The 25,691-nt window shown below is 41.3% G+C and carries 23 protein-coding genes and 1 CRISPR repeat array; of the genes, 13 read left to right on the top strand and 10 right to left on the bottom strand.

The window, feature by feature from the left end; translation table 11 throughout:
• Positions 1-107: 107 nt before the first annotated feature.
• Positions 108-791 carry a DUF6615 family protein gene (locus tag HWQ36_RS15570; RefSeq protein ID WP_292704422.1) on the top strand — a complete coding sequence of 228 codons (684 nt, stop codon included), beginning with the start codon at positions 108-110 and terminating at the stop codon, positions 789-791.
• A gap of 67 nt (positions 792-858) precedes the next feature.
• Here HWQ36_RS15570 and menD read toward each other — a convergent pair whose 3' ends face one another.
• Positions 859-2,619, bottom strand: a complete 1,761-nt coding sequence (menD, locus tag HWQ36_RS15575; protein WP_292704425.1) for a 2-succinyl-5-enolpyruvyl-6-hydroxy-3-cyclohexene-1-carboxylic-acid synthase — start codon at positions 2,617-2,619, stop codon at positions 859-861.
• 266 nt (positions 2,620-2,885) lie between these two features.
• On the opposite strand from menD, the gene folB reads away from it, so the two are divergent.
• The 3 genes from folB to HWQ36_RS15590 all read left to right on the top strand — a co-directional run bounded on the left by folB (position 2,886) and on the right by HWQ36_RS15590 (position 6,428).
• Complete coding sequence (folB, locus tag HWQ36_RS15580; RefSeq protein WP_163936207.1) at positions 2,886-3,254, top strand: dihydroneopterin aldolase; 369 nt, start codon at positions 2,886-2,888, stop codon at positions 3,252-3,254.
• Between the two features lie 1,285 nt (positions 3,255-4,539).
• Positions 4,540-5,823: a diguanylate cyclase gene (locus tag HWQ36_RS15585; protein ID WP_292704431.1), complete on the top strand. Its 1,284-nt coding sequence runs from the start codon at positions 4,540-4,542 to the stop codon at positions 5,821-5,823.
• Positions 5,824-5,867: 44 nt separating this feature from the next.
• Positions 5,868-6,428, top strand: coding sequence for a sugar O-acetyltransferase (locus HWQ36_RS15590; protein WP_292704433.1), 561 nt, complete (start codon positions 5,868-5,870; stop codon positions 6,426-6,428).
• Positions 6,429-6,772: 344 nt separating this feature from the next.
• Here HWQ36_RS15590 and HWQ36_RS15595 read toward each other — a convergent pair whose 3' ends face one another.
• Positions 6,773-7,153, bottom strand: coding sequence for a calcium-binding protein (locus tag HWQ36_RS15595; protein ID WP_292704435.1), 381 nt, complete (start codon positions 7,151-7,153; stop codon positions 6,773-6,775).
• 329 nt (positions 7,154-7,482) lie between these two features.
• On the bottom strand, positions 7,483-8,466 hold the full coding sequence (locus tag HWQ36_RS15600) for a DUF1517 domain-containing protein (RefSeq protein WP_292704437.1): 984 nt from the start codon (positions 8,464-8,466) through the stop codon (positions 7,483-7,485).
• A gap of 861 nt (positions 8,467-9,327) precedes the next feature.
• Between HWQ36_RS15600 and HWQ36_RS15605 the strand changes: the two genes are divergently transcribed.
• Together HWQ36_RS15605 and blaOXA are read left to right on the top strand one after the other, a co-directional pair.
• On the top strand, positions 9,328-10,560 hold the full coding sequence (locus HWQ36_RS15605; RefSeq protein WP_292704439.1) for a glycosyltransferase family 4 protein: 1,233 nt from the start codon (positions 9,328-9,330) through the stop codon (positions 10,558-10,560).
• A 146-nt stretch (positions 10,561-10,706) separates the two neighbouring features.
• A complete protein-coding gene (blaOXA, locus tag HWQ36_RS15610; RefSeq protein WP_366829107.1) occupies positions 10,707-11,561 on the top strand; it encodes a class D beta-lactamase in 855 nt (284 codons plus the stop codon).
• Here blaOXA and thiS read toward each other — a convergent pair.
• The 3 genes from thiS to HWQ36_RS15625 all read right to left on the bottom strand — a co-directional run bounded on the left by thiS (position 11,558) and on the right by HWQ36_RS15625 (position 13,412).
• The gene (thiS, locus tag HWQ36_RS15615; protein WP_292704489.1) at positions 11,558-11,770 is read right to left on the bottom strand and encodes a sulfur carrier protein ThiS; all 213 of its coding nucleotides are present in this window, start codon (positions 11,768-11,770) and stop codon (positions 11,558-11,560) included. The two genes, blaOXA and thiS, sit on opposite strands and share 4 nt — an antisense overlap.
• 77 nt (positions 11,771-11,847) lie before the next feature.
• Positions 11,848-12,963 (bottom strand): thiamine phosphate synthase, encoded by a 1,116-nt coding sequence (locus HWQ36_RS15620; protein ID WP_292704442.1) that lies wholly within the window; start codon positions 12,961-12,963, stop codon positions 11,848-11,850.
• A 311-nt stretch (positions 12,964-13,274) separates the two neighbouring features.
• On the bottom strand, positions 13,275-13,412 hold the full coding sequence (locus HWQ36_RS15625) for a hypothetical protein (RefSeq protein ID WP_292704443.1): 138 nt from the start codon (positions 13,410-13,412) through the stop codon (positions 13,275-13,277).
• A 389-nt stretch (positions 13,413-13,801) separates the two neighbouring features.
• On the opposite strand from HWQ36_RS15625, the gene HWQ36_RS15630 reads away from it, so the two are divergent.
• Complete coding sequence (locus HWQ36_RS15630) at positions 13,802-15,637, top strand: DUF1565 domain-containing protein (RefSeq protein WP_292704444.1); 1,836 nt, start codon at positions 13,802-13,804, stop codon at positions 15,635-15,637.
• A gap of 66 nt (positions 15,638-15,703) precedes the next feature.
• Here the strand turns inward: HWQ36_RS15630 and HWQ36_RS15635 are convergent, their stop codons facing one another.
• Both HWQ36_RS15635 and HWQ36_RS15640 read right to left on the bottom strand, forming a co-directional pair.
• Entirely contained in the window at positions 15,704-15,901 is a 198-nt protein-coding gene (locus tag HWQ36_RS15635; RefSeq protein ID WP_292704445.1) for a hypothetical protein, read from the bottom strand.
• A gap of 85 nt (positions 15,902-15,986) precedes the next feature.
• The gene (locus HWQ36_RS15640) at positions 15,987-16,316 is read right to left on the bottom strand and encodes a hypothetical protein (RefSeq protein ID WP_292704446.1); all 330 of its coding nucleotides are present in this window, start codon (positions 16,314-16,316) and stop codon (positions 15,987-15,989) included.
• 120 nt (positions 16,317-16,436) lie between these two features.
• Here HWQ36_RS15640 and HWQ36_RS15645 point away from each other — a divergent pair, with 120 nt between their 5' ends.
• Genes HWQ36_RS15645 through HWQ36_RS15655 form a run of 3 tightly spaced genes read left to right on the top strand, consistent with a single transcriptional unit; the run spans position 16,437 to position 17,101 of the window.
• Complete coding sequence (locus HWQ36_RS15645) at positions 16,437-16,583, top strand: hypothetical protein (RefSeq protein WP_292704447.1); 147 nt, start codon at positions 16,437-16,439, stop codon at positions 16,581-16,583.
• Positions 16,584-16,595: 12 nt separating this feature from the next.
• The gene (locus HWQ36_RS15650; protein ID WP_292704448.1) at positions 16,596-16,820 is read left to right on the top strand and encodes a hypothetical protein; all 225 of its coding nucleotides are present in this window, start codon (positions 16,596-16,598) and stop codon (positions 16,818-16,820) included.
• Positions 16,817-17,101: a type II toxin-antitoxin system mRNA interferase toxin, RelE/StbE family gene (locus HWQ36_RS15655; protein WP_292704449.1), complete on the top strand. Its 285-nt coding sequence runs from the start codon at positions 16,817-16,819 to the stop codon at positions 17,099-17,101. The genes HWQ36_RS15650 and HWQ36_RS15655 overlap by 4 nt, the downstream gene beginning before the upstream one ends.
• A gap of 132 nt (positions 17,102-17,233) precedes the next feature.
• On the opposite strand, the gene HWQ36_RS15660 is transcribed toward HWQ36_RS15655, so the two are convergent.
• Positions 17,234-18,463, bottom strand: coding sequence for a TetR family transcriptional regulator (locus HWQ36_RS15660; RefSeq protein WP_292704450.1), 1,230 nt, complete (start codon positions 18,461-18,463; stop codon positions 17,234-17,236).
• Positions 18,464-18,691: 228 nt separating this feature from the next.
• On the opposite strand from HWQ36_RS15660, the gene HWQ36_RS15665 reads away from it, so the two are divergent.
• From HWQ36_RS15665 to dusB, 3 genes are all read left to right on the top strand, one after another.
• Positions 18,692-19,549, top strand: coding sequence for a fatty acid desaturase (locus HWQ36_RS15665; RefSeq protein ID WP_292704451.1), 858 nt, complete (start codon positions 18,692-18,694; stop codon positions 19,547-19,549).
• Between the two features lie 121 nt (positions 19,550-19,670).
• On the top strand, positions 19,671-20,516 hold the full coding sequence (locus HWQ36_RS15670; RefSeq protein ID WP_292704452.1) for an Rpn family recombination-promoting nuclease/putative transposase: 846 nt from the start codon (positions 19,671-19,673) through the stop codon (positions 20,514-20,516).
• Positions 20,517-20,592: 76 nt separating this feature from the next.
• Positions 20,593-21,648, top strand: a complete 1,056-nt coding sequence (gene dusB / locus HWQ36_RS15675; RefSeq protein WP_292704453.1) for a tRNA dihydrouridine synthase DusB — start codon at positions 20,593-20,595, stop codon at positions 21,646-21,648.
• Between the two features lie 173 nt (positions 21,649-21,821).
• A CRISPR array of direct repeats spans positions 21,822-23,419; the repeat unit is 37 nt; unit sequence GTTTCAATCCCTAATAGGGATTTTGATGAATTGCAAT.
• Between the two features lie 301 nt (positions 23,420-23,720).
• Here the strand turns inward: dusB and ald are convergent.
• Positions 23,721-24,812, bottom strand: a complete 1,092-nt coding sequence (gene ald, locus HWQ36_RS15680) for an alanine dehydrogenase (RefSeq protein WP_292704454.1) — start codon at positions 24,810-24,812, stop codon at positions 23,721-23,723.
• Positions 24,813-25,691: the final 879 nt, after the last annotated feature.

The following is a 25,691-nucleotide window of genomic DNA, read 5'->3' on the forward strand; positions in this document are numbered from 1 at the left end:
GTTTCTGTTTTGGCTGCGGCTCTCCCAAACTCAGACCCTCTGCCATAATCCCTCTGTCAATAGGGTTTGAGACGCGCTAACCCTGGTTATTTCATATATCTACTAAAGTGCCAAATATCCACTATCATACTTTTACTCGGATTAAAGAGGCTCGTGAAACTGGGGCAGATTGGGAATGGTGGATTTTATTTCCTCAGAACTATGTACGTTTCCGCATTCAGGCGAAGAAATTATCAACTGATGATAACTATGACAAAATAGCCTATGCTAATAAGCATGGTCTACAAATTCATAAGTTTTTAGAAGATTCTAAGCGAGCTAATGCAATTTCTCTTTATGCACTCTATAGCCCAGCTATTAACTATGAGATGTGCAATAAAAAACTGAGCAATCAAAATGATGGAGTTTTTCTGGCAGGTGGTCAGCAAATCCATAACGCTTTTATTTTAGGTTATCCCCTTAAAATCAAAGCTACTGACATTCTCAAGCTCTCTAGACCATTTTCTTGCTTTGCTTGTTGTCCCTTAATTACAGCAAATGGTGGTGGATTACAGCACTATTTAAAACAATATTTTCAACTTGAAATGACATCAGTATCACCAAATTACAATAAATTTAGAGGTCTTCATGATGAGCTTCCAGAGTATTTGCCATTATTTATTGACCAGGCGCAGGTTGGTGTTCCTGAATGGTGGGAAAACGAGTTTCAACTTGAAATGCGTGATTTCAATGCTCTTTTAGTCTACGATTTTCGTCACCAAATTTCTGATTACCAAGACACACTTTTTTAACGAACTACGAAGGCATCAGAGTTTAACCTAATCGCTATATTTAATTATGCTATTCAGAAATAAAAACTTAAATGTCAATATCGGCGGCAAAGTTTTTTAAATTATCCTGTCGCCACTTAGCATCTGCTTTGCGATTTGTCTGCACCTCCAAAACCCGAATTCCATTAGCTGGAAGTGGGTTTAATCTTTGCTGCAACTGCTGCCAAGAAGTAATCAATTCATGCTCGACATTATAAGTAGCACACAACTGAGCAAAATCGATATTCTGGGGAGTGCCGAAAAACTCTTCAAATGGTGGGTCAAATTTGGCAATAGGTAACATTTCAAAAATACCACCGCCATTGTTATTGATTAACACAATCGTCAAATGTCCGACAAATTTATTGCGGATTAAAAAACCATTGGTGTCATGCAACAGCGCTAAATCTCCCGTTAACATCACACTACTTTGCTGGCGATGGGCAATTCCTAAAGCTGTGGATAATGTGCCATCTATACCATTTGCACCCCGGTTAAAGTGCGATCGCACTCCTAAATTATTTGGTTTCCAGAAATATTCCACATCCCGCACAGGCATACTATTAGCAAGAAATAGTGGCGTTCCTGGCGGTAAAATCTGAGAAATTAACCAAGCTGCTTTACTCTCAATTATTTCATTTATTTTCCCCATCGTCTGGTCAACAGCGAACCTAACCTTTGCTTCCACATCACACCATTGCTGCAAATAGTCTGAGGAGAAAGATAAATTTCTTTGCTCTACCTTTATGTCTTCTACAGATATCCGTAAATGCGTCGTCCTCCCATGCAAAGGATCGAGGTTTTGGTCACTAGGATCAATTACCCAGCGTCGGGGTTGGGTTGCATCTATCCAAGTACGCAGTTCTTTACTTGTAGGCATTTCACCCACCTGAATAACCATTTCAGGCGCTAATTGCTTTGCCAGTTGCTGATTTCGCAAAATCAGATCATAAGTGGAAATTAAATAAGGGTTGAGTTCGGCATAATTTCTGACTGGAGAAAGTCCCTCAGCTAGCACTGGCCATTTGAGAGTTTGGGAAAGGTGCGCGATCGCTCTACAATACTCTTCTGGTTGCGACGGTTGGGCAACACCTGCAATAATGATGCCGCGATCGCATTCTTTCCATTCTTGGAGAATGGGGAATGGAGCATAGGGCATGGGGAATGGGGTAGTACTTGCTATTCCTGCAAAAAAATCTTCTGGTTGAAACTGCGATCGCAAATAACTCAAGTCAATTCCATCAGGAAGAGGCGCTAAGGGATCGCGAAAGGGAATATTTAAATGTACTGGTCCCTTTGTAGGAGTTTGCGCCCTTTCCCAGCTATGAATTACCATTTGTCGCAGATAAGCTAGCATTCCCAAATCAGCAGAGGGTAAGGCTAACTCTGTTTGCCAATTTGGGTAGTTTCCATATAATCTCAACTGATCTACAGTTTGCCCAGAGTGACAATCTCGCAATTCTGGCGGTCTATCGGTGGTTAATATCAACAGTGGTACGCGACTATATGAGGCTTCAATGACTGCTGAATAAAAATTTGCTCCTGCTGTACCAGAGGTGCAAACTAACACCACAGCGCGTCCGGTTGCTTGAGCTTGTCCCAAGGCGAAAAAGGCGGCGGAACGTTCATCGAGAATGGAAATCGCTTCAATCTCAGGTACTTGTTGAGCAAAGGCTACTGCTAAGGGTGTAGAGCGCGATCCAGGGCAAATGATGGCACAAGTCAATCCCAACCGCTTTAGCGTCTCTGTTAAAATGTAAGCCCAAAGTTGATTAACATTCCTAAAGGCGATCGGCATTAAATCAAACATAGCTATAAAACAATCTGAAATTTTAGATTTTGTTTAGGGAAATTTAATTTAAAATCCATCTGGGAAAGTTTGGTGAAGAGAAGTCCGAGGGAGGGAAGCCGATCCTCGACACTTTGGAATCACCTTTGCGTCAGGGTGGGTTGCAAACCAACCCTCACAAATGTGGTCATGGAACCCAACATCCCGACGTGAGTTTGGAGGAAAGAAAATCTCCAAGCAAACTTGCTCCACTTTCTACAAAATGCCCAATTTGCTCTCAAACTTTTATGGACTGCATTCATTTAACGGGAATTCGCTGCTACGGCTACACTGGGTATCTACCAGAAGAACAGGTGCTAGGACAATGGTTTGAGGTGGATGTGAGGTTATGGTTAGATATCTCCACAGCGGCCAAGACTGACGCGATCGAAGACACTTTAGATTATCGCAGCGTCATTAGCTTGATACAACATCTGGTCAAAACGTCTAAGTTTGCTTTGGTGGAGAAATTGGTAGCAACGATCGCAGATTCTATTCTCCAAGAGTGCGATCGTGTAACACAAGTCCAAGTCATCTTGAGCAAACCTGCTGCACCTATTCCAGATTTCGGTGGCAAAATTAGTATTGAACTTACTAAAAGTAAGTCCAATCTCTAAATCACAAAACGTGTTTTTCTTGTCAATATCTATAAACTAGCAAAAACAGGGGGTTTACATGGAGCGCGGAAATATCTCACAAAGAGAACCTTTCCTGCCATTGCCCCCAGCACTTGCTCTTTATCAAAAAACACTAAAAAATCATGTTATTTGCTGATGAGCATTTAACTTGCATATTTTCAGTTAAAAGAATTTATAGTGATCCGCTTTGATTATTGAACTGACTTGCATAGGGTGGGAGTAGGGAATAGGGACTTGTACTGAGCGACTTGTGCCGAGCCTGTCCTGAGCGTAGCCGAAGGGCGAAGTCGAGGTAAGCCGAAGTAGTGGGGAGTAGGGAATAAGCCTTTTTGATTGGTACTTAATTTGTTCAAAAATTAAATCGGAGTCCTATATTATTAAGTATTAACTCAAACCAATGAATACTTTTAAGTAATACTCTTTCATTAACAATTCAAAGTTTCATCCCAATTCTTTGTGAAACTGTACAAAATCAAGATTACTTGGTGAAACAAGGCGCAATATCTCCTTGTTCTTATCATGTTAGATACAACATACTATATTAATTTTTTCAATTTACTTGAAAGTAATATACTGTGATTTAATTAACTTTTATCGAACAGAATTCAGGAGTCATGATGGGCTAAACCCTAGCTATCCGCTAACAGAATACAGGAAAGGTATTCTAAACAAAAAAGCGGATGAATAATCGGCGTTTAAGACCCCCACAAAACAAGAAAATTTGGTGGTACAACAATTCAGAACTTCGGCTACGCTCAGTAACCATCGCGCGTCTGAATCCCCGACTGATAGCGAGTCCGCGTCCTCTTACAAAGAAGCAAGCTAGCAAGAGCGTCTCGTAGAGAGCGTCAAGATTCCTGACTCCTGTTAGCGGATAGCTAGGGTTTAGCCCATTCAAAATAGCTGAATTCTTCTTCAATCTTGATTAATTTTGACATAAATACTATACTTAATATTTATTTTATTCAGGAGAATGATTGCTTGCATATTGTTGAAAATAAATTTTGGATTGCTGGTAATTATATGATAATTTGCATTTTACGTTAATGGCATGATATTAGCTGCATAGAGTAATTACAATTAGCTTTGACAAACACAGAAATTATCGGAGGTTAATAACATGATGCTATTTGCTCATTAGTAAGTATTTATATCAAGCAATACTACAGAGTCGTAAAAGATTGTTTATGATAAAATAAGAACTTTTGTATTGAGTTGACACTGACAACAAAAATCTGAACCTTAGCAAACAGGTTGTTTCACCATGTTCGCCCGCAAAATCCTAGTTGTTGAGGATGAAAACATCATAGCCTCAAATATTAGAAAAAGTTTACAAAAATTAGGTTATTCCGTATCAGAAACCACTAAGTCTGGTGAAGAAGCAATAAAAAAGGTAGCAGAAACTCATCCACATTTAGTATTAATTGATATCTGCCTAGCAGGGGAAATCGACGGTGTACACGTAGCAGATATCATCCAGAATCACTTCCATGTACCTGTAGTATATTTAACAGAGTGTTCGGAATATAAAACATTATATAAAAACCAGCTAAGTGAGCCTTTTAGTTACATAGTTAAACCATTTATTGAAAGTGATTTACATTTTGCGATTGAAATGACTCTATACAAACATCAGAGCAAAAAGATATTATACGAAGAAAAACAGAAGCTGGCAGCAATTATTAATAGTATGGGCAGTGCAGTGATTGTGACTTATGCAAATGGTTGTATTCAAATGATGAATCCCACAGCAGAACTAATCACGGGGTGGAAGCAAAGTGAAGCATTCGGTAAAGATTTAGTAGAAGTCGTTAAGTTAGTTGACAAAGATGTAGGAGAAAAAATTGAAAATTTAGCCACAGATGTAATCAAAACAGGTAAAATTTTGGATTTCCCAGAAAACTGCACACTGATTAATAAAGATGGCAAAGAGATAGCGATTGGGGATAATGTTGCACCCATCCGCGATCGCAATGGTAATATTACTGGTGCAGTTTTAGTTTTTCAAGATATCACCAAACGTAAGCAGACAGAGGCGCAACTGATCCGTAATGCGTTTTATGATGGGTTGACAGCATTACCAAATCGTGTTTTATTTCTAGATCGGCTCAGACAAACAATTGAGCGCAGCAAACGCAGAAGCGATTATTATTTTGCAGTTTTATTTTTGGATTTAGATGGCTTCAAAGAGATTAACGATCGCTTTGGGCATGGAATAGGGGATGATTTTTTAGTAGCGATCGCTAGACGTTTAGAGTCGTGCTTACGTGGTGGTGATACTGTAGCGCGATTTGGTGGTGATGAGTTTACAGTTCTTTTAGAGGATATTAAAGACATTAGCGACGCTACCAATGTTGCCAAACGGATTCAAGAATCCTTGCGATCGCCACTTTATCTGAACGGATGTGAATTATCTACTACAGCTAGTATTGGTATTGCTTGGAATTTTAGTAGTTATGAAGAGCCTGCAACTCTGCTACGGGACGCTGATATTGCGATGTACCGAGCTAAACGGCAAGGAAAAGCCACTTATGCCATATTTAGTTAATTATAGGACTTACATGCACAACTGAAAAGCCTCATAAGTTAGTCATGGAAAAAACCGAAAAACAGAAAATGCTTGCAGGCGAATTATATCTGGCAGAAGATCCAGAATTGACTGCCGAAAATAAACGAGCTAGTCGTCTGTTGCGAAGGTACAATTCTACAACTGAAGAACAACAAGATCAACGGCAGCAAATTTTGCAAGAGTTATTTGGAAAGATCGGTGACAAAGTATTAATTGTGCCACCATTTCACTGTGACTATGGTAGTAATATTTTTGCTGGCGACAAATTTTATATGAACTATGGCTGTGTAATTTTAGACTGCAATACTGTTCACATTGGTGAAAATGTTTTGTGCGCTCCTTATGTACAAATTTATACTGCTTATCATCCTACAGAGCCAGAAATTCGCCTTTCTGGTAGAGAATTAGCTGCGCCAATTAACATCGGTAATAATGTTTGGATTGGTGGCAGTGCAATTATTTGTCCAGGTGTGACTATTGGTGATAACACAACCATTGGTGCTGGCAGTGTAGTTGTCAAAGATATACCTGAGAATGTTGTCGCTGCTGGTAATCCCTGCCGCGTCATTCGATATTTATCCTAAAATTTTAGAAAACAGAATTCAGGAATCAGGAGCCAGAATAATGCCTCCGGCACGATCCGCGAACAGAATTGAATTCTGTGATGGCGGACTGCGGCGAACGCTGAATAAATAGGTTTAAGTCTCCCACTAACGCTCTTTTATGACTCTCGTGGGATAAAAATCATCCACCCTTATTTTTAAGGACTTTGATGAACTTAGGCGTAGGTTGGGTTGAGGAACGAAACCCAACACCAACAATCTCTGATTTTGTTGGGGTTTCACTAAAGTTCAACCCAACCTACGAATATTTTATTTTTTCGGAGTAATAAAAGAGCGCTAATTGATTCTGAATTCTGCATTCTTCTTCAAAACTTATATCCTCTGGCAATCCAATAGAGCCAGTCTGCGATCGCTTCTTGAGTTTCGCTGTCAGTATCAATGGCTGTTATTTCGGATAACTTTGCAGAAAATACATCATCATCCTTACCATTAATATAAGCCACTTCTACCAACATATCTTTTAAGCACTCATCATCTGGGGCCATACCCAGCACTTCCACTTGCTTCTCCTCCGTAGAGCCTGATTTGCGTGACTTCTTAGTCCATTTAGCCATAAAGGGAAAATTCAGAGTCTCTTCGAGGTAATAGTACCAACCCATTGCTCGGTCTTCTTTGTCTTCAGCATCTACAAGGATCTCTGTTTTAATGCGATGCTCTCGGTTTTCGTCGGCTTCAACATTAGGCATAAGATAACGCTTTACGTGTATAACATTTTGATAATATTAGCAAAGTCTTGGCTAAGAATAATTTTTCTAAAAGATAGTTAAGTATATAGGACTTACGCATAATAGATCCCCCAACCCCCTTTTTAAGGAGGCTTTGAGAGTTTTTCCCTTTTTAAGACGGGTTAGGGAGGATCTAGATTTTAGTTCTCAGTGCGTAATTCCTGGTATATCTAGGTTATACAAAAAAACCGCTTGTCATTGACAAACGGTTTTCTAGTTATTCCTCTCAAAGGAGAACTTATTTGTTGCACCAAGATGCAAGTTATTTCTTCGCGCTTGAGTGCGAAGCGTTAAACAAGTCTCAAATCAGGATAATTTGCCAGTACATCATCAGATGTCAGCGTATCATTTTCAGCTTGCGGAGTCCAAAGTACTTCAATTGCCAGAAGTTTTTCGCCAGGGATACTACCAATTTGGCGCAAAGCTTGACGCAAATCATCAGCACTGTTAATCGCTGTGGGGATTTCAAATTTGCCTAGTGTTGCCGCCAGCAAGGTGACGATGATATATTCTCCAGCGCCTTCAGTAAATAGGCGAGTGGGGTTGTCTAGTTCACCAGCCTGGGGTAAAGCTTCTTTGGCAAGGGCTGCTTTTAGCTGGTTGTTGACATTAGAAAGAGTTTCTTCGCTAAACTTGCTGCGTTCTGCCAGTGACAGCCGATTAAATTGACTTTCAGCTGAATTTAAACTGGCTTGTTGAGTGCCACCACCTGCATATACAAAGTATTCGGGATGGCGGAGTAAAGCTAGGCTGGCTTCTTGCAGAATTTCTGCTCTTCCCTCTGGGGTGTTAGTATCAGCAGTTTCGGCAATGTGGTTGAGTTCATTTTGCAATTCACGGGCTTGAGCTAACAAACCTACTTGCAAACGAGTTACAGAAACAGGAGAGTTACTGCTGTAATCTGCTTCTGGAGTTTCACCGCCAGAGACGCGGCGGAAAGTTTGCAATAAGAAATTAGCGATCGCAAAGAAGATTAAGATGCTAAATAGACCACCAAATCCTCCCCCAATACCCCAGAAGGGAAGTAGGAAGGGAAAGCCAAAACCACCACCAAAACCACCGCCAGGATAGTATCCGCCCCCACCAGGAGGTGCATAAGTGCGCGGTGTATAGGTGCGGCTGGAAGGCGCTCTAAAGGAGCCACCACCGATCCGGCCCCCACTGCGGGCTGCTAATGCTCCATCGGCGTGACTAAGAGCCAAAGCTAACACCAAACTTAGGGCTAAGAAGGTTTTTAACAGTGGTTTGATGATTTGTTGTAGTTTTTTACGCATAATACAATCGCTTGGAAAACAGAATTTTTATGATTTCTCCCCATGTTGGTAGGAGTTTTGCGGTTATGTCGCTGACGCTAGTCTGTAACCAGCAAGCTTTGTAGCATTCATTTTTAAAGGCTACATATTCAATTTACCGCGTCTTATCTGGCGTAGGCAGCGATCGCAGGGGGGATTTCTCGACTGGGGAACCGTACCTTAAGATATGTTCATCATCACAGAAATTTGCGCTCGGCCAATTTTGGCTACGTCTTAGACGGGCCATCTTCTAGGCTACAGTCTTGGATTATACAGATGATTCTCATTTTTGATGATTATTTTGACTAATTTTTTAATACTTCACCCTACTTGTTCTGTCAGAATACAAGAGGAAATCTCTTTATTTCAAGTGATATTAGTTACAGCTAGACACCTTCGTATTACGTGTATATGATAGTGTTAAAAGTGGACGTAATGCTTGTCAGAACGACTAAGCAGACACAGATAGTTATCAAATACTTATCTAAACTTTTGGCATTTTGGCACAACAGTTTAGACTATTCAGTATATTCTAGTGAACGTAGGTAAATTTCGTAATTTTTGCAACAGTTCTCCATTGAGAAATTTGACTACATTGGACTACAAGTGCTAGATTTTATTTATTGTCCATCATGCACAGAAATTCTCAAATGTTGAGAAATTTGCTGCAAAAATAAAATCAACACAATAAAAAAATAATCTTACTGGCTAATCTTCTAAAATGCCTTCAAGATTGTCTACCACATTCGTTTTAAAAGAAATAAAATAATAATTATGGCTTTGAAAGTAATCCTAATTGTAAATAAATTCAAAATTATTTGAAGTAAATTTATCAACTTGATTATGGAACATATTTCTCAACTAACAGCCGAAATCAGAGACAAAGCTGCATACCCAGATATCCTAGTTATATCGCGGATATTCTTGCCGAAAGAAGCTGTAATTGGAGAATATATGTACAATCGTTGTCTCCAAGATCCAGAACGAGTTATTGTGCTGGCGGCTAGTTGCTCAGGAGATAAAGTATTTGATGAAAGTCAACAGTTTCCAGTGTATCGCTGGTTTTATCCTAGATATTGGCGTAGTGGCTTTGTGGGAAATATCCTGAAGCCTTTTGCGAATATTGTCTGCTCATTTGTGCTAGCAATCAAACTCTATTTTCGCTATCACTACCGTTATATAGAGTGGGGCCACGGCTATGATTTTCCTTCACTGTTGCTATTGAGTTATTTCTTACCTATTCGCTTTTTTATCTATCTACACGGTAATGATTTTCTTTCTACTTTACACAATCCTGTGCTGCGATCGCTATTTAAATTAACACTTCATAGAGCCGAAGGTATTGTTTGTAACAGTTCTTATACACAAGACTACCTCAGAACTGCTTTACGATTAGATACTCCTACCCACATCATTAACCCAGTAATCAGACCAGAAAAATTTGGTAATAATGTAGCAAGTCTCAGTAACCTTGATGATTTACGTGTGCGCGTGCGTCAGGCACATAACATTCCCGATTCAGCAATAGTTATTCTCTCCATAGGAAGGCTAATAAAACATAAAGGTTTCGACCGAGTGATTGATAACATCCCACTATTGCTAACTTTTGGGGTTGATGTCCACTATATAATCTGCGGTCAGGGGCCAAGTGAATCGGAACTGAAATCTCTGGCGCATCGTTTGCGGGTAGATAAGCGCGTCCACTTTGCTGGATATGTGCCGGAGCGGGAATTGGCAGGTTATTATGCCGCTTGCGACATCTTTGCTATGCTGACTTTATTGGATACTAAACCTAATAATATGGAAGGTTTTGGTATGGTTTATTTAGAAGCAAGTTACTTCGGTAAACCTGTAATTGCCCCTCGTTTAGGCGGTGTTCTAGACACAGTTGAGCATGGAGAAAATGGCATACTGGTTAATCCCAATTCTGGCTATGAAGTGTTTCAAGCTTTCAATCGGTTGTGCAAAGACCAACAGCTACGTGAGCGACTCGGCCGCAAAGGTAAAGAATTAGCCAAGCGTAGAACCCTTCATCGAACGCTTTACAAATCAGAGGGAAGAAACGCGATTTTATAAAATGAATGTGCATTGACTAGGGGCGAACAGCTATGTGCCCCTCCGCAAATGAGCAAGATTACAGTGTAGAATCTCGTTGTGATTTTATTAAATATGTAATGAAAAATATCTTGTTTCTGATGTGGCAATCTCTTCAGCGTTACCGAATGCAAGCTATTATATTTCCACTCATTGGATGTGTTGCTGTATTGAGTGTAATTAGCTTTGGAACAATGCATATTCTGGCTCAACCGGCTTCAAACTCATCTGAACTCCCTGCTGTTAAAGGGCCAAATTTTGGGCGACACTTTCAAGAATTTGGGCGTGAAGGCTCAATCTTGATTTACGACTCAAAAAATAATCGCATCTATGAACATAATCCTCAGCGTAATGTAACTGCGATTGCTCCAGCTTCGACATTCAAAATTTTTAACGCGCTGGTAGCTTTAGAAATAGGTGTAGTTCCTGATGATGTGGCGGTTCTCACTTGGGATGGAATTCATCGAGAGATTGATGCCTGGAATCATGATACAAATTTGCGTCAAGCCTTTAAAGATTCAACTGTTTGGTTCTATCAAGTACTAGCGCGTAAGGCTGGATATGGACGAATGCAGCAATTTATTAACAAAGTAGGTTACGGGAATCGTCAAATTGGCATCGCCGCAGACATTGATCGTTTTTGGCTACAACAGCAGCTATTGCAAATTACACCCAAAGAGCAAATTAAGTTTTTGCAACGGTTGTATCAAGGCGATTTGCCTTTCTCCCAACGGACAATAAATCTTGTCAAAGACATTATGGTACGCGAACAAACTCCAGACTACACACTGAGAGGAAAGACGGGATGGTTAACGAGTATTAAACCAAACGTTGGTTGGTTTGTGGGTTATTTAGAGCAAAACCAAAACGTCTACTTTTTCGCAACAACCCTTGATATGCAAAAATCGGAAGATGCACCCGTCCGCATTGAGATTACACGACGCAGCCTCAAGGATTTGGGCTTGCTAGCTCAAACTAACTAACCACCACCAACAATAGTTACCACTTCTAAGCGATCGCCTGGTTGCACTTTTGTTTGCGTCCAAAACTGGCGATGTAAAATTTCGCCATTATATTCTACAGCTACCAAGCGGGGATTGAAACCCAATTTTTGGAGCAAATCGGGTAAAGAAGTTTCAAATGAGCAGCTATGGGTTTCCCCATTGACCTGAATCGTAATCTCATTAGACATAAATGTGGGGAATTGGGAATTGGGCATTGGTTACTCACTTTGGACAAATGACAAATGACGAATGACAAATGACTATTTTAAAGTTCTGGTTTAATGCGATTGAGTTGGGAGAGCAAATATTGTGTTACTAGGGTAGGCTGTTCAGCTTGCATGAGCGATCGCACTACCGCCACCCGTTCGGCTCCGGCATCGATCACATCGTTGATATTATTGGCATCGATTCCGCCAATGGCAAACCAGGGAATTGAGCAATTTTTCGCAGCATAGCTGACATATTCTAAACCTGTTGCAGCTTTACCTACTTTCGTGGGAGTTTCATAAACTGGCCCCACGCCAATGTAATCTACACCTTCAGCAATTGCTCCTTGCATTTCTTCTTTATTTGTGGTAGATAGACCTATCAAACGCTGGGAACCGAGTAATTGCCGAGCAACAGCAATAGGCATATCTTGTTGTCCCAAATGCACCCCATCTGCATCGACAGCTAAAGCTAGATCCACGCGATCGTTAACAATGAACAAAGCGCCGTAGATGTGGCATAACTGCCGTAATTTTCTGGCTTGTTCCAGACGCAAAGAATCATCGGCGGTTTTGTCGCGGTATTGTAAAAGCGTTAATCCCCCTTTGAGTGCAGCTTCGACGTTATTCAACAAATTTTCACTAGGGGAGGTAACAAGATACAAACGCGATCGCCATAACAATTGATGGCGCTGATGACCCATTAAACTACTTTCTAGGGTATAAACCTGATAACGCATCTGCTTACAAGCTTTAGACATATTTGGCTGATAAAGCTTGCTGTATTCTTCCAAGACCCGCAAGGCTTCTTCGACACGGCAAAAGTTAGCCTGCAACACCGATTTTATACTAGCTCGTTCTTCTTCTTGAGGATGAGTTAACTCAGTCCCAGGATCGCCTGGTGTATCTCGCGCCACCCGTAATTCCGAAGTATGCCACTTAGCTACTTCTTGTCGCAGTCCCTTGCATTCAAGAGCTAACTGGGCATTATTCAAGCCAAAGCGACACCATTCTTCAATAATTCGCAAGCCTTCACGGGCACGGTCTAAATTGGCATCTAAAATGCGGTAAACAACTTGCTGGACTTTCTCTTTTTGGCTGTAAGGCTCGACCATTACAACAACCCCGTTAGTGCTTTCATCAAAATGCGAATTATCATATCTCTTAGTAACCATAAGTTAATGAATTTGCTTTTTTTTACTCAATTTTTGCTGAATCTACGCAAAAAAACGTATTAGTGAGGGTTATGATAAATTATCCCATGTTCTCATAGGCAGTGATAAGGGTAGTTTGAGGCTACAGTTTTGCACTAAGGTTAGTCAAGTATTTTAGGGTGAACAACGAGCTTACAAAGGACTAGCCGAAAGGGATACATCAGAAAATCTCCAATGGGCAAATTAAATTGAGACTGCATAGATACTATTTAGAGGGTATTTGTCTTTTGAGGAAGATTTTTTGCGTAAGTCCTGTTCTTGTTTAGTCCTTTTTAGGACTTACGCAAAAGTACACGTGTAGGCAATACGGTTCGGTTAAGCCAAGAGACGCGATAAATCGCCGTCAAGACGAAGAATTGATTATTGTAGAGATGGCGATTTATCGCGTCTTTGTGATTTAGAATTTTCATCAAAAAACCCTAACCGAACCGTATTGCACGTGTAGGGGCAATTCATGAATTGCCCTAAGAAGAAAATAAAGGTTTGGACTATTTTTTGCGTAAATCCTGCTTTTGAGAAGAATGCAAGCTATCACCCTTGGAATTCTATTTTGAGGCGGGGATCGTCAGATGTGAATAATGACAAGCTCTTTTCGGTGAGGGTATTTTGGCGGACATATTGTTGAACAGACACAAGATCATTTATTACCCTGTATTAAAAATCGCTAATCGGTCAATATGTGAGTAATATTATCGACATAATATTCTCTAAGAGTATAAGAATTTATTGTTACTTCTCAGGAGTTATGTTAAATATGATTCACTATTGTGTGTTTTCTAAGTACCGTAGAGTAGATATTATGCTTGCAAAGCTGAAGTTTCTGGAATCAGCAAGACTTTTATTTTTTAGTTTATCAGTATTATCTTTTACCGTAAGTGTGGGAGCGACAAGTATGGCGTTCCTGGGTAGTGCCATCGCTCAGATCCCATCAACACCAAATTCAGCACCTCTAGGTGAGACAAAAAATTCTCAGGCTAACGTGCTGTTTGTCAACCCAAATAGTGGAAATGACAGCGCAGGTAATGGCAGCGAATCCACTCCTGTGAAAACTATTACCCATGCGTTGCTATTAGCTAACGCCAATACTGTAATTATGCTCTCCACGGGCACTTATAGCGCCGAGACTGGAGAGGAATTTCCCTTAATGTTGAAACCGGGTGTTTCAATTCAAGGCAACCCTAGCAATCAAGGTAAGGACATTATCATTCAGGGAGGTGGTGATTACCTGAGCCGCAGCTTTGCCGGTCAAAACGTCACAATTGTGGGAGCAAGCAAAGCTTTGCTCACTGGGGTGACGGTGACGAATCCCAATCGCCGGGGTTACGGTTTATGGATTGAATCTAGCGATCCGGTAATCGCGGAAAATACATTTACCGGCAGTACTCAAGATGGGATTTCTGTCAGTGGTAATGCTGCACCTACCATTAGCAAGAATTACTTCGATCGCAATGGAGCCAATGGCATCACAATTGCCGGGAATTCCAGCCCTCAAGTGAAGGAAAATGTTTTTCACCAAACGGGTTTTGGGATTAATATTGCCCAAAATGCCGCTCCGATAATCATAGGCAATCAAATTCAGAACAATAGATCGGGAATTGTAGTGCAAGCAAAGTCCCACCCGATTTTACGGAATAATATTATTCAAGATAATAAAGAAGATGGTTTAGTTGCGATCGCGCAAGCAATGCCAGATTTGGGTAGTGCATCGGAACCTGGGGGTAATCAATTTCAAAATAATGCCCGCTATGATATTAACGCCAGCGCTGCTAAACAGGTGATTTCTGCTGGCGGAAATAATCTTGTGAGCGATCGCATCACTGGCAAGGTAGATATTAACGGGACAATAGCACTAGCAGCACAAAATTCTCAATCGGCTCCCAACAATGTATTACAAGAAATACCACCAACTGGGGAAATCACCTTCTCATCTCCCGAAATCTCTGAAACTACTAATGGGCAAATCAGCAACAGCATTTCAGCAAAGAATCCTGTTTCTGGACAATTAAACAGTCAACTACTGCCATTAGTGCCAGCCAATGTACCACTTGCCACGCCTATATCCAATCAACAGCAACCCACATCTAAAGTTGCCGGATTTCCGACTCCTAGTAGCTTGTCGGCGAGACAAATACCAACTGACACTCAAATTGCAACTTCCAGTCCAGTACAGCCGCCTAATACACCACAGTTGAATTATATGCGGATTGATCCTAATACGATTGAATTTACTGCCCCTAAGTACCCATCCAATTCAGTTGCCAGCATGAGGAATCAAACACAGCAGCCATTACCAATACTAGAAGCTACTGCCCCAAATGCGTCAGCACTTTTACCACTTCCTGATAACAATATTGCCATTAATAATACTCGCAATATGCAAACAAGTTCTGCAATTATTCCTTATGGCGGTAAATCTGCAACACAATTTGGTATCCGTTATCGCGTAGTAGTACCACTCTTCACTGATAGGGATCAAGATTTAGTGCGATCGCTTGCTCCTGGTGCGTTTCCCACAGTTTGGGAGGGTCAAAGAGTTATGCAAGCAGGAGTATTTAGCAGTGAATATAACGCTAAAGAAATGCTCAAGACACTCTCTAGCAATGGTTTAAGAGCCATTATGGAACCGTTGAATTGAGTAAGGCATGGGGCAAAAGAGGCGGAGGATATTGGGAGCATCCCGTTTTGGCAGATCGCCCTCAGACTAGAAGTCTGGGGCTATACAAACTAAACCCGCCTGCGCGGGTTTCAGAGAGTCCGCGTAGGCGGACTTCGTTTGTGTAGCCGCGATTTCCAATCGCCCAGTGTTTCTTGCCATTTGTGGATGCTCCCAGGATATTTCACAAGCTTCGATCGCTCCTAATGCTTTGAGTGTCACTTTTTGAGTCTCAGCAATCCCCATAACACCAGCGATACGCGTCAGGCGATCGCGCTAGATTTGTCATAATAAAGCTATCGTCTATTCTATATCTGATAGCAATCGGTAATTATCTTACCCTAAACAATATTACAGTCACTAACAAAAAGCATCCAAAATAAACTAAAAAAGTAATAATTGCTGCGATGATTACTCCTTTCATTACATAAATTTTGCCTTTGTTTTTCAGCCATAAACATAGTGGAATAACATATATAAGCTGCCAAAGGAAAAATCCGTATATTCCATAAACTATAATATTACGAGCTAACTTATAACCACTAGGATTTCTTCCTATCATAGAGGCAATTCCCAAAGCTAAAATAGCGGCGACTATATGGAATATTATTAGCAAAAAAAATCCAAAAATTATCCTTTTATTTCCTCTTCTTTTTAACATACTTATAGCCCATACATTGAATTAAAAAAGGTCAGATGTCAACAGTTAGTTGTTTTTATTTAAGGGAAGCTCAGATTAAAATTTCGATTACATTACTGTTATACTCGTTAAAATTTTGGATTGAGTAGAAAATGCGATCGCCTAGTAGGGACAATAGGTAAAGGCATCACCGTGCCAGAAAAGGAAAATAAGTACGCTAAGAAATTTAGTAAACCACGACCGCGCAAGACAGCAGCAACTATGATTGAATCAGTCTTACTAACCTAGTTGGCGTAAACGATGACAGATATCTCCCAAACCTCTCGACTTCAACAGGCGATAGATGTTGCAGAAGCCTTATCGTTAGAAGAACAGCAGTTATTGCTGGAAATTTTAGCAAAACGGTTGCATAGTAAACAACGCGAGCAGCTTTTGGAAGAAGTCCAAGAAATTCGCCAAGAGGTTGCAGAAGGCGCAATCAAATACGGTTCTGTGAAAGACTTTTTAGCGGAGTTGGATGCTTGAGAGAAATTGCCTGGAGTTCAAAATCCCTGCGTGCTTTTAAGCGCATGGTGCGTCAAAATCCTCAACTACGCTCCATGATTGAAGAAACCCTAGAACAACTTGGCGCAGATCCTTTCCATCCCACGTTGAAAACTCATAAGCTTTCAGGTGAGTTTGCTGGAATTTGGGCTTGCTCAATTGACTACAACTATCGCATTCTTTTTGAATTTGTAGCTCACCCAGAGGAAGGCGAAGAGGCAATTCTCCTGCTAAATCTCGGCAACCATGATGATGTGTATTAGAAACGGTTCTTTTATCGATTGGCAATTTTTCCTACTCAAAGGATCGGCCTCGGCACAGATCAAGCTCTCCAGATTCAACTTCTTGACATAGAGGAAACTGGCAAAAAAACCCATCTGCTTCATCCCCACTCTCTATCCTGGCTTATGATCCAAACGGGTAGCTTGCTCTAGGGCGGATTTTTCTTTGGCTCGGCGGACATAAGGTTGTAATTGGGTGCGATCGCAACCTGTTAAAATAATCAGGTTTTCCAAGGTGATTCCCCGCATTAGCATTTCTACGCGCCAGGTTTGTTGAGCCTGAGCGATCGCAGGCGCTTGTCCTTGGGGAGTTAATAGTCTCTCACTCCATACTTGCCAGCGTGTCTCAAGCTCTGATTCTGTCATGGGTTTACCTGTTTCATTCAAAAACATGGCTGTTTGAGCATCTTTACGACTTTTCAGCCATTTAATTAAAGGATTATTGGTAAAAGAACCGTAGCGTTTGCCCAAAATCCACTGATTTACTGGCACTTGACGGACAAATCCGGGGATTGTAATTTGCAGGAAGTGCCCTTGAGGATCGTAGATTTGGTGCGATCGCTCCAAGCGAATTATTTCTGTGGTGGATAACCCAGCCCCGAATAACACATAAGCTAAGGCATAATCTCGGATTCCCGAAATCCTTGCTTGTTGCAGAATTTCGTGAACTAAACTAGCTGGTAAATCCGCTACTTCTGTGCTGCTGAAGCCTCCTTGTAAGCAGTTTATTGCTGATTCTGCTGAGGATGACATAGCTCCATGTAAAAACAACTCCACCAAATTTTCGAGAAAATCATCCCGATCCTCCCAAAGTTCATGAAATTCGCTGGTGAACTCAATTACGGCATATCCCAAGATCATCCCATTTAGCAAACTAGCTAATTTTTCTGCGGGTAAATAAGTATTTAGGTGTCCTTGCTGGATTACAGTAGCTAAATACTGAGCTACATAACGGTTTGCCTCTGTGACTCCCCTGCCTAGTGCGCGGCGATTTTCTGCCGGGAATTGGTCGGCTTCACCTACCACAGACCGGACAAACTCTGGTACTCGTTCTAATGCGTGCAAGCTATCACTTGCATAATCTTTCAAAGCTTGGTAGACATTGCCAGGAGGCGTTGCCCGCCGCACCAGGGATTCACCTAAATCCTTAAAGGCTGCGGACTCTTCCAGCACAGCTAAAAGCAGTCCATGCTTATTGCCAAAATTCCGAAATAGAGTCACTTCATTGACTTCGGCTTTTTCAGCAATTTGCCGGGTTGTGGTAGCGCTAACTCCCTGAGCAGAAAACAACTCAAGTGCAGCTTGAATTAGGCGTTGACGAGTGGAGATGAGGTGAGACGACATAGAAAAATGCAAGTGGCACTTGCAGGGGTATCAGAGTTCTGCTAGCATAACAAATGTAAGTGATACTTGCTTTACTCTACCCTACGGGTTCACCAGTCGCTAATGGGGGAAACCCCCAAGACCGCGCTGGTTCACTGTAACGAACTAGTATACAGAGCGGGTAAATCCCTTGTGGGGTGGCATCCGAGAAAAGGCAAATTGCTTCATCATCCATCAACAGGAATTTTTATGACCGCAAATTTTGGGGCGATCGCCCCTGAGAGAGGCAACTCACCTCAACTCAGTTGGACAAATGTAGTATTTTTTGCTACATTTCATGCCTTAGCACTTCTGGCTCCTTGGTTCTTCTCCTGGCCAGCATTAGGTTTGCTAGTGTTTCTCCACTGGTTATTCGGGAGCATTGGTATTTGCCTGGGATATCATAGACTACTGAGCCATAAGAGTTTCCAAGTCCCCAAGTGGTTAGAGTATGCGATCGCCCTCATTGGAGCGCTGGCCTTGCAAGGTGGGCCAATTTTTTGGGTAGGTGGACACCGCCAGCATCACGCCCACACAGAAGATATCAACTTAGACCCCTACTCTGCTCAAAGAGGGTTTTGGTGGAGCCATATATTGTGGATTTTCTACCCGCGCCCAGAATTTTTTGACTATGACACCTATAAAAAATATGCCCCTGATTTAGCCAGACAACCCTTTTATTGCTGGCTAGATCGCTACTTCTTGCTGTTGCAAATACCCTTCGCACTACTCCTATATGCTTTAGGAGGATGGCCTTTTGTATTCTACGGAGTGTTTCTCAGATGTGTCTTGCTTTGGCACTCAACCTGGTTTGTCAACTCAGCATCACACCTGTGGGGTTATCGCACCTTTGATGCTAATGATGGCGCTCGTAATCTTTGGTGGGTATCTCTCGTCACTTATGGAGAAGGATGGCACAACAACCATCATACTTATCCCCACATGGCAAAATCTGGGTTGTCTTGGTGGGAAATTGATGTTACTTGGTGGAGCATCTTAGTATTGCAGACTTTGGGTTTAGCCAAAAAAGTTGTCTCGCGTCCTCCTCAAGGTGCAACTCACGGCTAAATTGCAACTAAATTATCAGGAATTTGTTATGCCGATTGCTTCCCGCAGTCGGCTTAATAATTTTTATCAGTAGTATTTCACGGTAAAATCTAACCGTTTAAATCACCGTAATACATCAAGCGTGAAAACTGACAGCATTTTTTACCGCTTTTTTCAAGAACTTCCTGGCATCTTTTTTGAATTAATTGGTAATCCACCCCAAACGGCAGAGGGTTATAAATTCTCCTCAATTGAAATCAAGCAAACTGCATTCCGTATAGATGGTGTTTTTTTCCCAACACAAGGGGAAGAAAATCCAATTTATTTTGTTGAAGTCCAGTTTCAAACTGACACAGAAATTTATTCACGCTTATTTTCCGAAATTTGTTTATACTTACGCCAAAATAAACCTAAAAATTCTTGGCGAGGAGTAGTTATCTATCCGAATCGCAGTCTAGATACAGCAGATATCAAGAATTACAGTGAATTTTTCACTAGCAAGCGTATCAGTCGTATTTATCTTAATGAATTAGGTGAAACTGCATCATTGCCAGTTGGAATTGCTACGATGAAATTAGTGGTCGATGAAGAGGAGACAGCAATTACAGCTGCTAGGCAGTTAATAGACAGAACTCAGCAAGAAATCAACATTGAACCACAACGGCGGCAATTACTAGAATTAATAGAGACAATTTTGGTTTATAAGTTTCCGGCGATGAGTCGAGAGGAGATTGAAGGTATGTTTGGGCTAAGTGATTTGAAACAAACACGAGTTTATCAAGAAGGCAAGGAAGAGGGTAAACAAGAGGGCAAGGAAGAAGGCAAGAAAGAGGGTAAACAAGAAGGAGCGCGTGAAGAAAAGTTTAGAATGATACCTTTGTTATTGAAATTGGGATTGAGTTTTGAAGAAACAGCAAAAGAGTTAGGTTTGAGTTTAGAGGAAGTTCAGCAAGAAATGCAAAAACAGCCTCCAAGTCAGGATACCTAACCTACAATTACCACTGCTCACAGATACCCCTAAATATTCCTGTTATTTTCCATTCCCATAATTCTTAATTTTTTATATGATTTCGCTCTCTCCCATTCTTCAAGCTAGACTCTCCCAACCCTTAAAGATTGGCTCCTTTGAGGTAAAAAGTCGGGTTCTCCAGTCGCCTCTATCTGGGGTGACAGATATGGTGTTTCGCCGTCTCGTGCGTCGCTATGCGCCAGATTCGATGATGTATACCGAAATGGTGAATGCTACGGGGTTGCATTATGTTAAGCAGTTACCCAAAATCATGGAGGTAGATCCCAACGAACGCCCAATTAGCGTTCAACTATTTGATTGCCGTCCAGATTTCTTGGCAGAAGCAGCAATAAAGGCAGTGGCGGAAGGTGCTGATACTGTTGATATTAATATGGGTTGTCCGGTAAATAAAATCACTAAAAATGGTGGCGGTTCTTCGTTGTTGCGGCAACCAGAAGTAGCAGAAGCAATTGTACGCGAAGTGGTAAAAGCTGTTGATGTACCTGTGACAGTCAAAACCCGTATTGGCTGGAATGACAACGAAATTACTATTCTCGACTTTGCCAAGCGGATGGAAGATGCTGGGGCAAAAATGATTACAGTCCACGGACGAACCCGCGCTCAAGGATACAATGGCAATGCTCGTTGGGAATGGATTACTCGTGTAAAAGAAGTGCTTTCTATTCCAGTAATTGGGAATGGAGATATTTTTTCCGTTGAAGCGGCGGTGAAATGTTTAGAGCAAACTGGTGCTGATGGTGTGATGTGTTCCCGTGGGACTTTGGGTTATCCGTTTTTGGTGGGAGAAATTGATCGCTTCCTGAAAACTGGGGAGATATTACCAACACCTACTCCGATTCAGCGTTTGGAATGTGCAAGAGATCATTTACAAGCCTTATGGGAATATAAAGGCGATCGCGGCGTGCGTCAAGCCCGTAAGCACATGACTTGGTATGCTAAGGGTTTCGTAGGTGCTGCCGAACTCCGAGGACAGCTAAGTTTGGTTGAAAAGGTAGATCAAGGTTTGGCCATGCTTGACCAAGCAATTGAAAAACTGGCTGATGGTTATGAATTAGAAGAAGAAACTCAAGGTAGTTTGGTGATGTTTTGAAAAATTTATCGAAACAGAATTCAGGAGTCAGGAGTCAGAATGAGTTTTATACGACTGGCGCATAGCGCAGCGTAAAGCCTCCGGCATGGCTTCGCTTAGAGCGAGTCTGCGAAGTCTGAAGAATCGGCATTTTGCATCCTTCTACTTATTTATATGAGACTCTGTGATAAGTTGTTTCAATCCCTAATAAGGATTTTGATGAATAGCAATTAGTCGGATTTAATATCTCCCCTTTGTTTATTAGTTTCAATCCCTAATAGGGATTTTAGTTAATTGCAATAATGACAAAAGTCAGTTTTTGTCACATCACGCCCAAAGTTTCAATCCCTAATAGGGATTTTGATGAATTGCAATATAGCGCTTTCGTTGAGCAGAGGTTAATTTTTTTGTGTTTCAATCCCTAATAGGGATTTTGATGAATTGCAATCATCCCACGCTCATGTGGTAGAGGTGGGATGTCATGTTTCAATCCCTAATAGGGATTTTGATGAATTGCAATTTGCTGAGTCGCTAATTCATCATGATAGATTTGTGTTTCAATCCCTAATAGGGATTTTGATGAATTGCAATCTCTGCCCAGGTATTGCTTTGTTATTACCTAGTAGTTTCAATCCCTAATAGGGATTTTGATGAATTGCAATGAATTATTAATAACTTAAACAATATTTTAGATGTTTCAATCCCTAATAGGGATTTTGATGAATTGCAATCAAATAAACGATATGAAAGCAGCGATAGAGTTGCGTTTCAATCCCTAATAGGGATTTTGATGAATTGCAATTATAATGTAGGTATAGTTTATAAATAAAATATTATGTTTCAATCCCTAATAGGGATTTTGATGAATTGCAATTCTATATTAAATACATACAACATAAACACTAATGGTTTCAATCCCTAATAGGGATTTTGATGAATTGCAATAGTAACCTTAGCACCCACGCCAATAACATCTGATTGGTTTCAATCCCTAATAGGGATTTTGATGAATTGCAATCATTAACTGCCAGAATAAATTAGGGTCAACTTGTTTCAATCCCTAATAGGGATTTTGATGAATTGCAATCCAAACACCACTTTGACCATCCCATCCAGCAGATGTTTCAATCCCTAATAGGGATTTTGATGAATTGCAATCCATCTGACTCTCATCATAAGTATGGTTAAGCTTTTGTTTCAATCCCTAATAGGGATTTTGATGAATTGCAATGTAGCCCAAAAACTCTAATACCCCCAGGAACAAGTTTCAATCCCTAATAGGGATTTTGATGAATTGCAATCTGCTCTGGATATTCTAAATGTATTTCAGAGACGTTTCAATCCCTAATAGGGATTTTGATGAATTGCAATTCGTTCCTAAAGAGAACTAAGTTTGCGTATCTTGTTTCAATCCCTAATAGGGATTTTGATGAATTGCAATCTCAATTTCATTGGGGTGAATGGGTGATTTAGTCCTGTTTCAATCCCTAATAGGGATTTTGATGAATTGCAATCATCAATCACCACTTCCAATTTTTTGTTTCCGTTTCAATCCCTAATAGGGATTTTGATGAATTGCAATTTTTTCCGGCTGGATGGGGAATCGCAAGATTCGTTTCAATCCCTAATAGGGATTTTGATGAATTGCAATTTTACATACACGTCATCGTCTGGGTATACTCTACGTTTCAATCCCTAATAGGGATTTTGATGAATTGCAATCTGGCACAGGTACTCTTACCTTGCGTAGGCTTGGTTTCAATCCCTAATAGGGATTTTGATGAATTGCAATCGCCGGTGTCTAAAAGCCCTGCTGTATTTGGTTTTCAAGGTGCAGTTGCGCGAATGAGTGAATCATAACACAGCAAATAGTAATAGCACAAGATACAAATCGCTGAAAGCCAGTCCCCGTAAGGTGCGCGGATGGGTTGAAAATACTATTGCCCTGAAAGCATTGTATAGATGGAGCAGCAGCCATTTTTTGCCCCTTCTCATTTTGTACACCTACCCATCCGCGCATAAGGTAAGAAAATTAGTCTAATTACCGATCGCTACCTCTATCAAAATAAGCGATCGCCTAATACTTGCACACCTTAATTTACCAAATCAGGGAATACCTCTTGCACAGCCGGATGCACTAAGCGATGATTCTGCACATTCACACCCTTCGCTAAAGCTGGGTTAACTTCTAGCGCCATAATTCCCAAGTTCGCCAACTGGACGATATAAGGTAATGTACTGTTATTGAGTGCCTGAGTTGCTGTCCAAGGTACTGCTCCTGGCATATTGGGAACGCCATAATGTACCACACCCTCTTCAACATATACCGGATTTGTGTGAGATGTGGCGCGTAAAGTTTCTATACAACCACCTTGGTCAACAGCTACATCAACTATTACCGAACCAGGACGCATTTGTTTAACTAATTCGCGCGATACTAATGTTGGGGCCCTACGTCCTAACACTAAAACTGCACCGATGAGTAAATCGGCTTCAATGACTGCGGCTTCAATATGAGCAGAGTTGCTGTAAAGCAATTCCACCCTAGAGCCAAACAAGGTTTCTAGGTAAGATAAGCGATCGACACTCACATCTAAAATCTGCACGATCGCACCCATACCCACAGCAATTTTAGCTGCTTCTGTGCCGACAACGCCGCCACCTAAAATTACTACTTTACCTGCTTTGACTCCTGGGACACCGCCTAAAAGTAATCCTTTACCACCTTGCTGACGTTCTAGAAATCTGGCCCCAAATTGTACTGCTAACCGACCGGCAATCACGCTCATGGGGGTGAGCAAAGGAAGTTTGTTTGCACCAGGTTGTTCTACAGTTTCGTAAGCGATCGCAGTTGTGCCACAATCAATTAAATGCTCTGTCAATTTGCGATCGGCGGCTAAATGTAAATAAGTAAATAATATTTGCCCTTTCTGCAAAAATTTATACTCAGATTTCAACGGCTCTTTGACTTTCACAACCAATTCCCGATTCCAAGCCGTTTCTGATGTGGGGACAATCTCGGCTCCAGCACTTCTGTAGTCATCATCTGAGAATCCAGCACCATTACCTGCTTGTGTCTCTACAAAGATGCTATGACCATTTTCTCGCAGCACCCGCACACTAGAAGGACTTAACCCTACACGAAATTCTTGATCCTTATTTTCCTTTGGAACGCCGATTTCCATATATCGCCTCTGATAATTTTTTTGTTTAACTCTAGCCTGCGAATCTCAAGCTTGCTACTGATCTATTGCAGATAGCTGTATTACAGATAGCTAATCTCGGTTCTAAGTTTCTGAATTTAATTTGAGTAGCCCCAAACTTAAGCCCTTGACTATTACCCCAGTATTTATACAATATATAAAGAATAGTAACAATTTATTAAAAGAGCGATTGTATAGCTCCCTACTAAGAAGCTTTTGCTGAATTGATCGAGTCATCTTGGCATTCAAGCACTGCAATTAGCTCATAAGTTACCAAGTTTAGGGTAAAGGTGAAGGGGAAAAAATTGGGAGCATCCACAAATGGCAAGAAACACTGGGCGATTGGAATAGAGCCTCCGGCACGCTGACGCGCTAAGCGAAGCTATGCCAAAGGCTTTACGCGGCTACACAAACGAAGTCCGCCTACGCGGACTCTCTGAAACCCGCGCAGGCGGGTTTAGTTTGTATAGCCCCAGACTTCTAGTCTGAGGGCGATCTGCCAAAACGGGATGCTCCCAAAAAATTAGTCAATTCCTTTAACCTTTACCGCTTATACCTGACAATTACTGTGAAGTCAATACAGTTCGGTTAAGATCCCCCCGCCTGCGGCGACCCCCTTAAAAAGGGGGTAAAAGAGGGTTAAAAGCCCCCCTTTTTAAGGCTACCGTGTACACACAAGTGACTTATTTTGCTCAAAGCGCTCCCAGACCTAACCCCCAGCCCCTTCCCTGCGAGGGAAGGGGAGTAAGATTCAAAGCCCCTCTCCGCGTCGGAGAGGGGTTTGGGGAGAGGTCTGCTGACTTGTGTATACACGGTAGCTTTTTAAGGGGGGGTTGGGGGGATCTTCAAAAGATTAATAAC

Origin of the sequence: Nostoc sp. NMS2 (assembly GCF_017115105.1) — a bacterium.
Lineage (GTDB): Bacteria > Cyanobacteriota > Cyanobacteriia > Cyanobacteriales > Nostocaceae > Nostoc.